Raw genomic sequence first — 13390 nt, 5'->3', positions numbered from 1 at the left:
GCTACGTCGGCCCTGCGCGGCATGCGCGGGGGCTGGTTAAAAGCTCCGTGCGGTTCACGCGTATGGTCCATTTCATGATGAACGCTCCCACCGGCTACGGAAAGCGCCGTCTGGGCGTCATGGGCGGGACCTTCGACCCGATCCACCACGGGCACCTGGTGGCCGCCAGCGAGGTCGCCCACCACTTCGACCTCGACGAGGTCGTCTTCGTGCCGACCGGCCGGCCGTGGCAGAAGGCGGACCAGGCGGTCTCGGCCCCGGAGGACCGCTACCTGATGACCGTCATCGCGACCGCCTCCAACCCGCGCTTCTCGGTGAGCCGGGTGGACGTCGACCGGCCGGGCCCCACCTTCACCATCGACACCCTGCGGGACATCTCCGCCGCCCATGGCCCGGACACGGAGCTGTACTTCATCACCGGGGCCGACGCCCTCGCCCAGATCCTGAGCTGGCGCGACGTGGACGAGCTGTTCACCATCGCGCACTTCGTCGGGGCGACCCGGCCCGGCCACCACCTGCACGACCCCGGCCTGCCGGAGGGGCGGGTCAGCCTGCTGGAGATCCCGGCGCTGGCCATCTCGTCGTCGGAGTGCCGGCAGCGGGTCGCCTCGGGGGAGCCCATCTGGTATCTGGTGCCCGACGGCATCGTGCAGTACATCAACAAGCGCGGGCTGTACCGGTCGGGTGAGGACTGACCAGGGGATCGCCGAGCATCGCGAGCGGCGCGGACCCGGAGGCGATCCCCGCGGCCGTGAACCGCGGGTATCCGAAGAAACCGGAGAAGCCGGTCAGGAGCGACATCCGTCTCATCCGGCCGGTGGCGATCGTTTACGGTGGTACTCCGGAACAGTGCGATCGGGGGTGCCCAGGTGGCTCCTGGACGGCAGACCGGGCACGGTGCCGAGGGCACGGACGCCGCCGGCCGCGTCCTGGGCATCCGCGATCGGAAGCCTCCCGTCCCGGCACGGACGAGGGTGGAGCGCCGTTTCCGCATGAGGACGGTGACGACGGTGACGACGGCGGCCGTTCTGATCATGGGAGTCTGCGCCTGCGGGTCCTCCGCACCGCCGTCGCCCTCCCCCTTCGAAGCCGATCTGCCGGAGTACCGCGTCCCTCCGGAGACGCCTTCACCCACTCCGTCTTCCGTCCGGAGGGCCGAGACGTCTTTCGCCCGGGCCCATCCCCGGGCCAGGATCCTGCGGATCCCCGCCGGAGACGCGATGTCCCGTGACGTCGTGGGCACTCTGCCCGACGGGCGGCTCATCGTCCGCAAGCACTCCCGGCAGCTTCCCTACCTCGACCACCTCGACCTCTTCGACCCCGTCACCGGCCGCAGCGCGCCGCTGCAGCGCACGGAGCGCGAGTCGTACACCGTCGCCGCGGCGGCGCACGGCACGCGCGTGGTGAAGCTTCTCGGGAACGACGAGCCGGGCGGGTGGATCCTCGAGGCCACCGACCTCCGCAGCGGCCTGACCCGAGAGGTCATGAACACCTGGAGCGGTCCCGCGGGGTACTGCGGGATGGGCTGGCAATACCCCGTCGACCTCGGTTTCCATCGAGGAGAGCTCTACTTCTCCGCGTGCGTCTCCGGCGACCCGGGAGACGTGGGCGTCTACCGCATGGGTCCCGGCGACCAGGTCCCCCGGCCGTGGCGGAGGGGACTGTACGACATCGCCTGGGAGGGCGACGCCTTCCTCGCGAAATCCCCCGTCCTGGCGCCGGATTCGGCTGATCCGGGTGATTTCACCGGCTCGCCGGCCCGCTACGGCCCGGACGGCACCCGGCTCGGCGTTCCCGATCCGGCCTCGTACATCGCCCGGGTGGACGAGGACCGGGACCTCCTGGAGTACGGCGACGGCACCGTCGCCGGCATCGGCCCGCGGGCCAGGGGCGTCGCCGTCTCGCGGCACGGGCGCTTCGCGGCGTGGCGCGAGGGCGGGACCGGCTGGCTCCTCGACGCACGGACGCGTACGGCGGTGCGCCTCCCGGGGAGGGCGGCGGAGGAGGTGGGCATCTCCCACGCCGGATACCTCCAGTGGAGGACGGCGGAGGTCTGCAACGTCCTCGACCTGGCGGCCCTGAACGACCGGAACTGAGCGTCCCCGCCGCCGGGGGCCGCCGCCGTGGGGGACCGCCGTCGCCGGGGACCGCGGTCGCCGGAGACCGCCGCCGCTTCGGAGGCCTCCCGCTGACGCGGTCCGCGCTCCGGCCGGTCCGGCAATCGGTTTGCGGTGTGGAATCGGGTGGCACACGATAGGCGTTGTACTGACTGCCCGCTTTCGCCGCGGGCCGTGCCGGGCATCCTTAGGGGTGACAGCGCCGACTACCGGAGGACTGACCCACACCGTGACCGCAACCGACAGATCCGTCGAGCTCGTCAGGATCGCCGCCGAGGCGGCGGCCGACAAGCTGGCCGACGACATCCTCGCCTATGACGTGAGCGACCAGCTCGTCATCACCGACGCGTTCCTGCTCTGCTCCGCCACCAACGACCGCCAGGTCCGCGCCATCGTCGACGAGATCGAGGAGCGGTTGCGCGTCGAGGCCGATGTCAAGCCGGTCCGTCGCGAGGGCGAGCGCGAGGGCCGCTGGGTCCTGCTCGACTTCATCGACATCGTCGTGCACGTCCAGCACGAGGAGGACCGCACCTTCTACGCGCTGGAGCGCCTCTGGAAGGACTGCCCCGCCATCGCCCTGCCGGACAGCGTGACGCAGGTCGCCGCGCAGCGCGCCCGGCCGGCGGCGCCGGAGGACGCCCGGTGAGACCGGGGCGCACGAGCGCCGCCGGGCACGGCCGTACGGCGGCTCACCTCTCCCGGCAGGGGGCTGCATGAGCCGCCGTGTCGTGTGCCTGAGGCACGGTCAGACGCTGTGGAACGTCGAGCGGCGGTTCCAGGGGCACACCGACATCCCGCTGGACGAGACCGGTGCGGCCCAGGCCGCCCGCGCCGCCGGGCTGCTCGCCTACCTGCGTCCCGACATGATCGTCTCCTCCGACCTCCAGCGCGCCCTGCACACCGCCAGGGCGCTGGGCGGGGTCACCGGCCTGGACGTGGCCGTGGACAAGGACCTGCGCGAGCGCGGCGGCGGCGAGTGGGAGGGGCTCACCCGGGAGCAGATCTCCACCGGCTGGCCCCGCGAGTTCGCCGACTGGGAGGCCCCGGGCGGAGAGGACGTCGCCGACGTCGCCGAACGGGTGTCGGCGGCGGTCCGCCGCTGGGCCGCCCGGCTGGAGCCCGACGGCCTGCTGGTCGTGGTCTCCCACGGCGCCGCGATCCGGCTCGGCGTCGCCAGGCTGATGGGCCTGCCCCAGGAGCACTGGCCTGCGCTGGGCGGGCTGGGCAACTGCTCGTGGTCGGTGCTGGAGGAGGGGCGCAAGGGCTGGCGGCTGATGGAGCACAACGCCGGGACCCTGCCCGAGCCGGTCCAGAGCGACGACAGCCCCGAGGCCACGCGGACCTGACCGCACGGCCGTACGGCTCGTCCCCGGTGACGGGCGCGAGCCGTACGGGCGTCGATTAGGTGAACGGGACGATGTCCCTATATGCTTCCGGAGCGCCGCGACGAGAGCACTCGGAGCGGTGACCAGGGGCTATGGCGCAGCTGGTAGCGCGCCTCCATGGCATGGAGGAGGTCTGGGGTTCGAATCCCCATAGCTCCACCTGGGGGCCGTCGTCGAAACGGCCCGAAGCACGGTGACGGGATCCCGTCCGATCGCTCGATCGGGCGGGATTCCGCCGTTTCCGGCCGCGGTGTCGCCGGCGGGTTGCTCCGGCCGCGTGAGATCGGTACCGGTCCGTCCCGGCGCCAGAGCGCGTCCCGCCTCGATCGCTTCGGCGGGGACCCCTCAGGCGTCCGCCTCCCGGCGGGGCCAGCGGCTGCCGACCAGGCGGCGCGCGGTGCGCGGCGTGCGGTCGCGGGCGTCGGTGCGGAACCAGAGCTGGACCCGGGCGCCGCCGGAGGCGGAGGCGTCGATCCGCAGATCGCCCCCCGAGGACTCCGCGAGCCGGCGGGCGATGTCCAGGCCGAGGCCGGTGGAGCCCGCGCCGCTGGCCCCGCGCCGCAGCGCCGCCGCCGGGTCGGGGATGCCCGGTCCCGCGTCGGCGATGAGCAGGCCCACCGTGCCGGACCCCTGGTGCAGGGTCACGGTGAAGGCGGCGCCCTGCGGGGTGTGCCGGAAGACGTTGCCGAGCAGCGCGTCCACGACGGCGCTGAGCTCGGCCGCCGGGACCGGGACGCGGACGGGGGCGTCGGCGCCGATCAGCTCCCACGGCCGCTGCTGGTCCTCGGCGAGCGCGGACCAGAAGGTGAGCCGCTCGCGCAGCACCTCGGCCGCGTCGCAGGAGACGGCCTCCGGAGCGCGGGAGGGGGCGCGGGCCGCCGCGATGATCTGGTCGACCTCGGACTCCAGCCGGCTGAGGGAGTGGCGGCTCGGCTCCGCCTCCGGGCCCAGGTGGTCGAGGCTGAGCCGCAGGGCGGTCAGCGGGGTGCGGAGCCGGTGCGACAGGTCGGCGGCCATCTCGCGTTCGGCGGCGAGCAGCTGCACGACCCGGTCGGCCATGCTGTTGAAGGCCTCCGCCGCGGTGACGAGCTCGGGCGGTCCCTCGGGCCGGATGCGGACGCTGAGGTCCCCGGCGCCCAGGGAGCCCGCGGCCCGGCCGAGCCGCCGGGCCGCCCGCACCATGCGCACGCCCAGCCGGTCGGCGACCAGCACCGAGCCCGCGGCCAGCACCACGGCGAGCCCGGCGAGCACCGCCCACGACTGGGCGACGCCCCGGGTCAGCTCCTCGGCGGGCACGAAGACCTCGATGACCACGGTCCGCCCGCCGTCCAGGGCGACCGGGCGCAGCAGGAGGTAACCGGCGCCGGTCTCGACGGTGGCGGCCCGCGTCAACCGGGAGACCGCGGCCACGGTCGCGGCGGGTGCGCGGACGGCGCCGACCGCGCCGCCGCCCGGCAGGTGCACGGCGATGCGGTCTCTGGCCCCGCTGCTGGCCAGCGCGTGGGGGAGCCGGTCCGGGTCGGTGGTGATCGCCAGCACCGGGACGAGCGCCGAGGCCCGCCGCTCGGCCTCGGAGATGGCCCTGGTGTGGGCGATCTCCTTGACGATGATCCCCAGGGGGACGAGGAAGGCCAGGGCGATCATCGACGCGCCGGCGAGGGCGAGCAGGGCGAGGGTCCGCCTCATCGCGGAGTGATCAGCATGACGCCGACACCGCGCACGGTGTGCAGGTAGCGGGGCGCGGAGGCGCTCTCGCCGAGTTTGCGGCGCAGCCACGACAGGTGGACGTCGATGGTCTGGTCGTCGCCGTAGGACTGCTGCCACACCTCGGCGAGCAGCTCCTTGCGGGAGACGACCCGGTCGGCCCGGGCCGCGAGGTAGGCCAGCAGGTCGAACTCCCGGCGGGTCAGCGTGAGCGGCACGCCGTCCACGACGGCCTCCCGCCGGTCCAGGTCCACGGCGAGCCCTCCCGCGCGGACCACCTTCGATGGCCCGGCGGGCCGAGCCCGCCGCAGGACCGCCTCCAGCCGGGCGTTCAGGTGGTCCCCGGAGAACGGCTTGACCAGGTAGTCGTCCGCCCCGGCCTGCAGCAGGCGGACGATCTCCGCCTCCTCGTCCCGGGCGGTGGCCACGATCACCGGGACGCTGGAGACGCTGCGCACCATCTTCAGCGCCTCCGACCCGTCGAGGTCCGGCAGGCCGAGGTCGAGGATCACCGCGTCCGGGGGATGCTGGGTGATCTCCCGCAACGCGTCGAGCGCACGCCCCGCGCTGCGCACGGCGTGCCGGCGCCTGCTCAGTTCCTGGATGATCGCGGAGCGTACGTACTCGTCGTCTTCCACCACGAGAACGGTCGCCATGGAGCGTAACCGTAGTGAACAAACGGGCATCTAGGGTAATAATTCACCGCATGCGGCAGAGGGTGGGGTTCATCGCGGTGTGGCTCGGCGCCACCGTGCTGGCGACGTGGGTCGCCTGGTTCGGGGTCCGGGACGTGCTGCGCAGCGAGGTCGTCGACGACCTGAGGATCGAGCCGCTCAGCGCCGTGAACGGGCGGACCGGGGCGGCGGCGCTCCCCGTCGGGGCGCCCGACACGTCGACCGCGGGCGTGGGCACGCCGATCGCGACCGCGCGCTCCCGCGAGCCGGAGCAGCGCGAACGGACCCGGCCCCCGGCCACCCCCGGGCCGACGGGCACCGCCGCGCCGGTGAGCCGGTCCACCGGCTCCGCCCCGCCGGTGACGCGTCCGCCGAGCAGGCCGAAGACCTCCGGCGGCCCGTCGGCACCCGAGCCCACGGCCACCCGGACCTCGTCCGCGCCGAAGGCTCCGGCGTCCAAGGCTCCGGCGTCCAGGGCTCCGGCGTCCAGGGCCCCCGAGGCGGGGGCGGCCGCGGACGCGAACGTGCGGGTGGTGAACGTGAAGGGCGGCTCGGTGTCGTTCGTCATCGAGAACGGGGCCTGCCGGCTGGTCTCCGCCGCGCCCAACGCGGGCTACGAGACGAAGGTCTCCCAGGCCGACGGGTGGATCCGGGTGGACCTGATCCAGGGCGCGCACGGCTCGTCGGCCTTCTGCATCGGGCACGAGAACCGCACCGACGCCTGGGAGTTCTGACCCGCGGACGCCGGGAGCGCCGCGTGGGCCGCCGCCGGACGGCGGGCCGGGGACCGGAACCCCCGGACCGGGGTCACGGGGTACGGGGTCACGGGATACGGGGTACGGGGTCACGGGATACGGGATACGGGATACGGGGTACGGGCGGAGGGTCGCCGTCCGGAGGTCACGGCCGTTCGAGGGCGCGGAGCCGTACGGCGGCGTCGGCGATCCGGTCCTCGCCGAAGACCGCCACGCCGTGCTCCTCCAGCAGCGCGGTGGTGACGCCCCGGCCCGGCACCAGTCGGCCGCGGAAGGCGCCGTCGTAGACGGCCAGACTCCCGCAGGAGGGGCTGCCCTCCTTGAGGATCGCGATCCGGGCGCCCGCCGACCGCGCGGCGGCCAGCGCGGCCCGGGCTCCCGTGAGGAACTCCTCGGTGACGTCGGTCCCGTCGGCGGCCAGCACCCGGGCGGTGCCCGCGAGCACGGCCTCCCCGCCGCCGCCGGAGATCTCCGCGGCCGGGCGGGGGACGGGCAGGCCGCCGGAGACCTCGGGGCAGAACGGGACGAGCCGTCCCTCCTGCCGCCAGCGGGCCAGCGCGGCGTCGCCGCTCGTCTTGGCGGCCCCGTCGTAGCGGACCTTCCGCCCCATCAGGCAGGCACTGACCAGGATCATCTCCACGCCCCCAGGGTACGCGCCTCGGATCGGGGGGCGAGGAGAGCGGGCAGTACCCTGTCTGCCATGTCCGCAAACCTCAGGGTGTCCCGATGATCGGGCCGCTCGCCACCGGTCTGATCGTGTTCGCGCTGGTCATCGCGCTGGCGAGCCTGCTGACGACCGCGCTGAACAAGTCGATGGGCACCGTGCTCCTCGTCGCGCTGGGCGTGCTGGAGATCGGCCTGCTCGTCCAGGCGGGATTCGTGGTCGCCGCGCTGGCCGCAGGAGAGGGGCCGACCGACACGGCCACGCTGATCGGTTACACGGCGGGCACCGTGGTGATCCCCCCGGTCGCCGCCTTCTGGGGCGTGGGCGAGCGGTCCCGCTGGGGTCCCGCCGTGATCGCGGTGGCGGGTTTCGCGATCCCCGGCATGGTCGGACGGATGCTGCAGATCTGGCAGGGGATGGGATGAGCGAGCGCGCGCAGGAGGGCCGGACGGCGGAGGGCCCGACGGCAGGGGAGGGCCGGACGGCCGGCGGCGGGCACGGGACGGGCGGCGGGCCGGGCCGGGTCCTGGTCGCGGTCTACGGGGTCTTCGCGCTGGCCGCCGGAGCGCGGGCGGCGGTGCAGATCGCGCGGCAGTTCGACGAGGCCCCGCTGGCCTACACGCTCTCGGCCTTCGCCGCGGCGGTCTACCTCCTGCTGGCCGTGGCGCTGGGCCGGGGGATGCGCCGTCTGGCGCTGGTGGCGTGCGGCATCGAGCTGGCCGGGGTATTGATCGTGGGCACGCTGAGCCTGGTGGACCCGGAGGCGTTCCCGAAGGCAACGGTCTGGTCTGGTTTCGGAAGCGGTTACGTCTTCATCCCGTTGGTCCTTCCTGTTCTGGGTCTTTATTGGCTTTCCCGCCGGAGGTAGTTAGCCCGGAGCGCGGCTGGGCAGTCCAGCCTCCCAACCGCAAACAAGGGAGGCAGACCGTGAGCACGATCGAGCAGTCCATCGATGTGAACGTGCCGATCCGTACGGCGTACAACCAGTGGACGCAGTTCGAGAGCTTTCCTGAGTTCATGGAGGGCGTCGAGTCGGTCAAGCAGCTGAACGACACCCGGACGGCCTGGATCGTGGAGATCGCCGGCGTCCGCCGGGAGTTCGAGGCGGAGATCACCGAGCAGCACCCCGACGAGCGGGTGGCCTGGAAGTCCGTCGACCGGCCGCACCAGGCGGGCGTGGTGACCTTCCACCACCTGACCCCGGACACCACCCGGGTCACGCTGCAGATGGAGTACGACCCGGAGGGCTTCGTCGAGACGGTCGGCGACTGGCTCCAGATCGTCCGGATCCGGGTCAAGGGCGACCTGGAACGCTTCAAGGCGTTCATCGAGTCGCGCGGCGCCGAGACCGGCGCGTGGCGCGGAGACGTCCCGGGACCGCAGGCCCGCGGCGCCGACCCGCTGCTCGGCGGGGGCCTGCCCCCGACCACGCCGGGCCAGGGCCTCTGAGGCCCTGAGGCCTCCGGCGGCTCTCCGCGGGTCGCCGGGCCGAGCGAAGGAGCCCGGGTTCCTCTCTGTCACCGGAGGGGGGCCCGGGCTTCCACGTTGTCAGGGATCGGTGATGTCAGGAACAAATGCGGATTTCAGTCCTGTTACAGTCGGAGTCAGCCAATCATCCTATGAATTTCTGATTCGAATCGGGAGGACCGCACCCGCATGAGCGTGCTCACCCAGGAGACCCGGGGCCGCACCGGGAGCGCCACGAGGTCCCTGACCTGGCTGCTCGTGCTGGGGATCGTCCTGGCGGCGCTGAACCTGCGCACCGCGGTCACCAGTGTCGGGCCGGTCCTGGACGAGATCTCGGCCGGTCTCGGCATGTCCGGCGCCGGGATCGGTCTGCTCACCACCCTTCCGGTGCTCATCTTCGCCACCGTCGGCGCGGCGACCCCGGCTCTGGCCCGCAGGACCGGGGAGCACCGGCTGCTGCTGCTCGCGCTCCTCGCCCTCGGAACCGGCCTGGTGATCCGCGCGATGGCGGGCTCGGCCGAGCTCTTCCTGTTCAGCAGCGCGCTGGCGCTGTCCGGCGGCGCGGTGGGCAACGTGCTCATCCCCACGCTGATCAAGCGTCATTTCCCCGGCAGGGCCGGGACGATGACCACGGTCTACACCACCGCGCTCGCGGTCGGCACCATGCTCGCCGCCGCGGCGACCGTGCCGATCGAGCGGGCCGCCGACGGCAACTGGCACCTCGCGCTCGGGGTGTGGGGCGCGCTGGCCGCCGTCGCCGCCCTCCCGTGGCTCGTCCTGCTGCGCAGCGAACCGGCCAAGGACGCGGGCACCGGCCGCCTGGGCCTGGGGACGCTGCTGCGCAGCAGGCTGGCCTGGTCCGTCGCCGTCTACTTCGGCACCCAGAGCATGGTGGCCTACATCATGTTCGGCTTCCTGCCCCAGATCCTCGTCGACGGCGGCTACACCTCGGGGCAGGCCGGACTGGTGCTGGGCGTCTTCACCGCGATCGGCATCCCGGTCTCGACGATCACCCCCTCGGTGGCCTCCCGGTTCGCCGACCAGCGGCCGGCGGTGGCGGTGTTCATCGCCTTCTACGTGGTCGGCTTCCTCGGCCTGTGGCTGGCCCCCGCCGCCCTGGCCTGGCTCTTCGCCGTCCTGGTCGGCATCGGGATGGGCTCCTTCCCGCTCGCGCTGACCATCCTGGCCCTGCGTACCCGCACCCCCGAGGCCACCGCCGCGCTGTCGGCCTTCGGGCAGAGCGCCGGCTACCTCATCGCGGGCGCGGGGCCCCTGGTCGTCGGCGTGATGCACGAGGCGACCGGAGGCTGGACGCTCCCCTTCCTGCTCCTGTTCGCGGTGGTCGCCGTGCAGTCGGCCGCCGGCTGGTACGCCGGCCGCGCCCGCTACCTGGAGGACGAGGGGGAGCCGGTCCGCTGACCCCGCCGGCCGCGGGCTGCGCCTCCTCGGGGGCGGCGCAGGCCACGGCCGGCCTCGTCCGGCGGTCCCGGGGCGGTCCCGAGGTGCGGCCGGTACGGGCGGCGCGGGAGCATGGAGGGCATGGACGGCATGGACGGTACGGATCACACGCACGGCCCGGGCATCGCGGCCTCGACACGGGTCACCTATCCGGCGGGGCGGACGCGGGGCCGCTCGGAGGTCGTGGCGGTCGTTCCGGTCGGGGACCGGCACGGCGTGATCGTCGCCGAGACGCCCTTCCACCCGCTGGACCACACCTGGCCGGACCAGCCCGCCGACACCGGCACGATCGGCGGGCTGGCGGTGGCCGACTGCGTCACCGGGGCCGTGGAGCACGGCGGGACGACGGTCTACACGGGTGAGGACATCCCCGTGCGCCGGGGCACCGCCGGCTGGCACTGGCTGGTGGTGCACGTCACCGGAGAGGCGCCGACCGGCGAGGTCGAACTGGTGGTGGACGCCGAGCGCCGCCGGGCCCTGTCGGCCGGGCACACCGCCTGCCACCTGGCGGCCCTCGCGCTCAACTCCGCGCTGTCCGGCCGCTGGCGCAAGGAGGTTCCCGCCGACGCGCTGGGCAGCCCGGACTTCGACCAGGCGGCCATCGCGGCCTCGCGGATCCTGCCCGGAGGGAGTCGCGACGTCTACCGGCTGGGCAAGTCCCTGCGCCGCAAGGGGTTCACCGTCGACGGGCTGGCCGAGGAACTGCCGGAGATCGCGGCCCGGGCCGGCGCCCTGCTGGAGCGGTGGGCCGCCGCCGACGCCCCGGTCTGGATCGACGGTCCCGGCCCGGAGCTGACCGCGCGCCGTACCTGGCACTGCGCGCTGCCCGGCGGCGAGGCGACCATCCCGTGCGGCGGCACGCACCTGTCGCGCACCTCCGAACTGGGCGCGGTCACCGTCGCCCTGGAACTGTCCGCCGACGGCTCCGAGCTGGTCATGCACACCGCCACGGGATGAGGACCGGGGCCGCCCGCCGATCGGACGGCGCCGACCCGGATCGGTGTCCTCGGTGTCCGCGACGATGTCCAGGGCCCGGTGGGCGACCCCGGCCGGCAGCCGCGGTGACCGTCGAAGCGTTCGACGGTCACGGACACACAGCCGTATCACGGTCCTCCGCGCGTGACGCGGGGACCCTCCCGTCGTTCACCCGCGGGGGACCGTGGCGCGTGGAGGGTCCGGAGTGGGCTAGTATTTCTCTGCGTCGCAAGGGGCTATGGCGCAGCTGGTAGCGCGCCTCCATGGCATGGAGGAGGTCTGGGGTTCGAATCCCCATAGCTCCACTCTGGGCCGTTCTCGAGACGGCCTGAGAGAAGAAGTCGACGAGATCCCGCCCGATCACCTCGATCGGGCGGGATCTCGTCGTTTTCCGGGTCGGCGCGGTCGTCGGGCGGGCCCGAACCGGGCGGTGGGTTCTCGGTCGGATCCCTCGCCGACCCGCCCGCTGCCCGATGGGCCGTCGGCCGCAGCCGGCTACCTCGACGCCGGCCGGCTGATCCCGCTCGTCGGCCCGCCGGATGGGGCCGTGCCGGTCCCGGGGCCGCCGAGGCGGCCGCCCTCGTCCGGGCGGTGGACCGTGAGCTCGCCGTACGCCGACAGGAGCCCCGCCAGGTCGCCGGAGCCGCCGCGGAGCGTGACGTCCAGGAACGCGGCGCTGGCCGCGGCGGTGATCCGCGGTCCCGAGGCGCGGTCCAGGGAGCCGACCAGTGAGGGCACGGGCGGCAGGTAGAGCGGCGCGTCGGTGAAGGTGAGATGCGCGGTGCCGGGGACGGTGACCCGGTAGCCCGCCGCGGTGCTGAGCGTGAGGACCCGGGTGAGGTGGGGGATGTAGTCAGGGTTCTCGTCCGGGCCGACGGGGTGGGTGAGGGCGAGCACCGGCTGGCGGAACGGTCGCGGGACGGGCCCGTGGGGGTAGCCGTCCAGGTCGATGACGGCCGCGAAGCGCGGATCCCGGGAGGCGGCCTGCAGGGCGGCGGCCCCGCCCAGTGAATGCCCGGTCGCCGCGGCTCGGCCGGTGTCGAGGCGACCGGTCAGCGGGCCGGGGATCTCGCCGCGGTCGACCCGGCCGAGCTGGGTGAGGACGAAGCCGAGGTCGGCGGCCCGGACCGCGGTCCAGTCGGCCGCGCGCCTCCTGTCCTCCGCCTGGTCGCCGGTGGCCGCGATCCGGGTGCGGACCGTACGGCCGTCGGAGAGGACGACGGTGGCGGAGTCGTAGGGGTGGTCGAGGGCCGCGACGACGTAGCCGCGGCCGGCCAGGTCCTCCGCCCAGGCGGTGTTCTGGGTGCGCACCCCGCCGAGCCCGGGGGAGAACAGCACGAGGGGGAACCGCCCGTCCCCCTCGGCCGCCGCCGCGTCGGGCACCGCGTTCGTGCGGGCGCGCGGAAGCCCGTCGACCAGGAGGTCCGGCATGCCGAGATAGTCGGCCAGGCCGTGGGCGACGACGCGCGCCTCCTGCGGGGTGCGCCCGAGGTACTGCGCCTTCCGGGCGCTCCCGGTGTCCGCGGGCGTCCTCCGCGCGGGGTACCAGAGCTGGACCACGACCGTGCGCCGGTCGGCGGGGTCGGGGGTGGCGGTCTCCGGGCGGTCCGGGTCGGTCCACTGCAGGACGGCGGTGCCGACCGCGTGCGGGCCCGGCGGGTCGGGGAAGGCCGGGACCGGCAACGCCCACGCCGCCCCCGCGCCCGCGGCCACCAGAGCGAGGCACGCCACCGATCCCGGTAGGGCCGGCCACCACGGGGCCCGCCGCGGAACCCGCTGCCGGGCCCGCTGCTGGGCCCGCCCGGTACGTCGCCGCAGCAGGGGAACGGCGGACGGGAGTGCGAGCGCGGCGCCCGCGAGCACCGGAAGCAGCTGCCAGCGCAGCCCGAGCACGGCCAGCACCGCTCCGACCGGCACGACGATCACTGCGGCGGCGAGCGCGACCGGCCGGCGGGCGCCGGCCGGCGACCAGCGGGCCGCCACCAGGGCCACGGCGGCCAGCACGGCCAGGATCTCCAGGAGGGACATGCCGGGTCCCGCGATGATCTCGGTCATCGGGCCATCGTCGGGCCGAGGGCGGCGTCGGTGCATCGGCCGAGGGGCCGGAACCGTCTACCCCCCTGGTCGTACCGGGCCGGCGGTCTGCCACCCGGGTCGCACGGGCGATGTTTGGATCTTCCGGATCCGGGCA

The 13390-nt window shown here is 74.2% G+C and carries 15 protein-coding genes and 2 tRNA genes; 12 read left to right on the top strand and 5 right to left on the bottom strand.

Annotation, left to right across the window (positions count from 1 at the left end; all coding sequences use genetic code 11):
* Positions 1–74: 74 nt before the first annotated feature.
* From nadD to HS045_RS01025, 5 genes are all read left to right on the top strand, one after another.
* Complete coding sequence (gene nadD, locus HS045_RS01045) at positions 75–695, top strand: nicotinate-nucleotide adenylyltransferase (RefSeq protein WP_196449299.1); 621 nt, start codon at positions 75–77, stop codon at positions 693–695.
* Positions 696–1220: 525 nt separating this feature from the next.
* On the top strand, positions 1221–2096 hold the full coding sequence (locus tag HS045_RS01040) for a hypothetical protein (RefSeq protein WP_196449298.1): 876 nt from the start codon (positions 1221–1223) through the stop codon (positions 2094–2096).
* 250 nt (positions 2097–2346) lie between these two features.
* On the top strand, positions 2347–2763 hold the full coding sequence (gene rsfS, locus HS045_RS01035) for a ribosome silencing factor (protein ID WP_196449297.1): 417 nt from the start codon (positions 2347–2349) through the stop codon (positions 2761–2763).
* Between the two features lie 67 nt (positions 2764–2830).
* On the top strand, positions 2831–3463 hold the full coding sequence (locus HS045_RS01030) for a histidine phosphatase family protein (RefSeq protein ID WP_196449296.1): 633 nt from the start codon (positions 2831–2833) through the stop codon (positions 3461–3463).
* Positions 3464–3588: 125 nt separating this feature from the next.
* Positions 3589–3661, top strand: a tRNA-Ala gene (locus tag HS045_RS01025).
* Positions 3662–3847: 186 nt separating this feature from the next.
* Here HS045_RS01025 and HS045_RS01020 read toward each other — a convergent pair.
* From HS045_RS01020 to HS045_RS01010, 3 genes are read right to left on the bottom strand one after another with little or no spacing between them, the layout of a single operon-like run.
* Positions 3848–5188: a HAMP domain-containing sensor histidine kinase gene (locus HS045_RS01020; RefSeq protein ID WP_196449295.1), complete on the bottom strand. Its 1341-nt coding sequence runs from the start codon at positions 5186–5188 to the stop codon at positions 3848–3850.
* Positions 5185–5862, bottom strand: a complete 678-nt coding sequence (locus HS045_RS01015; RefSeq protein ID WP_196449294.1) for a response regulator transcription factor — start codon at positions 5860–5862, stop codon at positions 5185–5187. The genes HS045_RS01020 and HS045_RS01015 overlap by 4 nt, the downstream gene beginning before the upstream one ends.
* Before the next feature lie 43 nt (positions 5863–5905).
* Complete coding sequence (locus HS045_RS01010; RefSeq protein WP_196449293.1) at positions 5906–6448, bottom strand: hypothetical protein; 543 nt, start codon at positions 6446–6448, stop codon at positions 5906–5908.
* On the opposite strand from HS045_RS01010, the gene HS045_RS01005 reads away from it, so the two are divergent.
* Complete coding sequence (locus HS045_RS01005; RefSeq protein ID WP_196449292.1) at positions 6435–6614, top strand: hypothetical protein; 180 nt, start codon at positions 6435–6437, stop codon at positions 6612–6614. The two genes, HS045_RS01010 and HS045_RS01005, sit on opposite strands and share 14 nt — an antisense overlap.
* Positions 6615–6780: 166 nt before the next feature.
* Here the strand turns inward: HS045_RS01005 and HS045_RS01000 are convergent, their stop codons facing one another.
* Positions 6781–7275: a DUF523 domain-containing protein gene (locus tag HS045_RS01000; RefSeq protein WP_196449291.1), complete on the bottom strand. Its 495-nt coding sequence runs from the start codon at positions 7273–7275 to the stop codon at positions 6781–6783.
* 86 nt (positions 7276–7361) lie between these two features.
* Between HS045_RS01000 and HS045_RS00995 the strand changes: the two genes are divergently transcribed.
* The 6 genes from HS045_RS00995 (at position 7362) to HS045_RS00970 (ending at position 11504) form a co-directional block, all read left to right on the top strand.
* Positions 7362–7724, top strand: coding sequence for a hypothetical protein (locus tag HS045_RS00995; RefSeq protein ID WP_196449290.1), 363 nt, complete (start codon positions 7362–7364; stop codon positions 7722–7724).
* Positions 7721–8167 (top strand): hypothetical protein, encoded by a 447-nt coding sequence (locus tag HS045_RS00990; RefSeq protein ID WP_230883384.1) that lies wholly within the window; start codon positions 7721–7723, stop codon positions 8165–8167. The genes HS045_RS00995 and HS045_RS00990 overlap by 4 nt, the downstream gene beginning before the upstream one ends.
* A gap of 59 nt (positions 8168–8226) precedes the next feature.
* The gene (locus HS045_RS00985; protein WP_307827338.1) at positions 8227–8748 is read left to right on the top strand and encodes an SRPBCC family protein; all 522 of its coding nucleotides are present in this window, start codon (positions 8227–8229) and stop codon (positions 8746–8748) included.
* 207 nt (positions 8749–8955) lie between these two features.
* Positions 8956–10185, top strand: a complete 1230-nt coding sequence (locus tag HS045_RS00980) for an MFS transporter (RefSeq protein WP_196449289.1) — start codon at positions 8956–8958, stop codon at positions 10183–10185.
* A gap of 120 nt (positions 10186–10305) precedes the next feature.
* On the top strand, positions 10306–11181 hold the full coding sequence (locus tag HS045_RS00975) for a metal-dependent hydrolase (RefSeq protein ID WP_230883382.1): 876 nt from the start codon (positions 10306–10308) through the stop codon (positions 11179–11181).
* A gap of 250 nt (positions 11182–11431) precedes the next feature.
* Positions 11432–11504, top strand: a tRNA-Ala gene (locus HS045_RS00970).
* Positions 11505–11694: 190 nt separating this feature from the next.
* Here HS045_RS00970 and HS045_RS00965 read toward each other — a convergent pair.
* Positions 11695–13254 carry a hypothetical protein gene (locus tag HS045_RS00965; RefSeq protein ID WP_230883381.1) on the bottom strand — a complete coding sequence of 520 codons (1560 nt, stop codon included), beginning with the start codon at positions 13252–13254 and terminating at the stop codon, positions 11695–11697.
* Positions 13255–13390 lie beyond the last annotated feature (136 nt).

It is taken from the genome of Planomonospora sp. ID82291, assembly GCF_015711645.1.
Classification (GTDB): Bacteria; Actinomycetota; Actinomycetes; order Streptosporangiales; family Streptosporangiaceae; genus Planomonospora.
This window is presented reverse-complemented; position numbering and strand designations above follow the sequence as displayed.

Coding starts and splice junctions, on each gene's coding strand:
- nadD (WP_196449299.1), top strand. CDS start 75: ATGATGAACGCTCCCACCGGCTACGGAAAGCGCCGTCTGGGCGTCATG.
- HS045_RS01040 (WP_196449298.1), top strand. CDS start 1,221: ATGTCCCGTGACGTCGTGGGCACTCTGCCCGACGGGCGGCTCATCGTC.
- HS045_RS01030 (WP_196449296.1), top strand. CDS start 2,831: ATGAGCCGCCGTGTCGTGTGCCTGAGGCACGGTCAGACGCTGTGGAAC.
- HS045_RS01020 (WP_196449295.1), bottom strand. CDS start 5,188: ATGAGGCGGACCCTCGCCCTGCTCGCCCTCGCCGGCGCGTCGATGATC.
- HS045_RS01015 (WP_196449294.1), bottom strand. CDS start 5,862: ATGGCGACCGTTCTCGTGGTGGAAGACGACGAGTACGTACGCTCCGCG.
- HS045_RS01010 (WP_196449293.1), bottom strand. CDS start 6,448: ATGACGAACGACACCGAGCCGCCCTTCACGTTCACCACCCGCACGTTC.
- HS045_RS00995 (WP_196449290.1), top strand. CDS start 7,362: ATGATCGGGCCGCTCGCCACCGGTCTGATCGTGTTCGCGCTGGTCATC.
- HS045_RS00990 (WP_230883384.1), top strand. CDS start 7,721: ATGAGCGAGCGCGCGCAGGAGGGCCGGACGGCGGAGGGCCCGACGGCA.
- HS045_RS00980 (WP_196449289.1), top strand. CDS start 8,956: ATGAGCGTGCTCACCCAGGAGACCCGGGGCCGCACCGGGAGCGCCACG.
- HS045_RS00975 (WP_230883382.1), top strand. CDS start 10,306: ATGGACGGCATGGACGGTACGGATCACACGCACGGCCCGGGCATCGCG.
- HS045_RS00965 (WP_230883381.1), bottom strand. CDS start 13,254: ATGACCGAGATCATCGCGGGACCCGGCATGTCCCTCCTGGAGATCCTG.